Here is a 655-nt window from a genome sequence, read left to right on the forward strand (position 1 = left end):
CTATTAACTGGTGCTTTTATGGGCTGCTGCGGTGTAGGGTTTATTCTTTTTTTAGTAGCAAAAGATCACGGGGGTTTTTAAAATGATTGGTTTTTTTAGTGTTATTCTCCCAGTAGCGTTTATAGTTGATATCCTAGTAGTTTTTTTTCTAAATATAGATTTATCTAGCCTTGCTATTGTTTTTTTAGTTACTGGTATATTTTTATTGCTTTTTAGCACATATTATATTAGTAAAAAAATACATAAAAGGGGGTTGTCGGGTTGTGATTTTGAAAGAGAAGCTGATAATAAAACAGAGAAATGCTCGATAATTATACTTTTATTTATGGTGATTTGCCTTTTATTGCTTGGACCCTCTTATATTTTTTATCACAATGAAGTATTAAATCAACGTGACGATGCTGTTTATTTAAATAGCAAATATCAGGAAAGAAGCGACTTACTTGCATTGTATATTAAGTCTAAATTAAACGATAATGAAAAGCCTGCCTTTGAAAGAAATTATTTTGAAGGTGGATTATATTTTTATAATAAGCTTGGCGGTGGCATTTGCCTTTTATCCATGAATTCATCCATTTGCAAATATTGGCTAGATAGAGTTGTGGATGAAGTGAAGCAGCAAACCGCTGATCAAACAGAGGAAAAGGCTAGTTAT

1 protein-coding gene is annotated in these 655 nt (G+C 31.6%); it reads left to right on the top strand.

Translation table 11 applies throughout. The features are described 5' to 3' along the window. Positions 1 to 82 precede the first annotated feature (82 nt). The coding region (locus CYP28_RS01910; protein WP_141090902.1) for a hypothetical protein at positions 83 to 655 on the top strand (573 nt) is incomplete at its 3' end.

This window comes from Campylobacter concisus (genome assembly GCF_002914195.1).
Taxonomy (GTDB): domain Bacteria; phylum Campylobacterota; class Campylobacteria; order Campylobacterales; family Campylobacteraceae; genus Campylobacter_A; species Campylobacter_A concisus_M.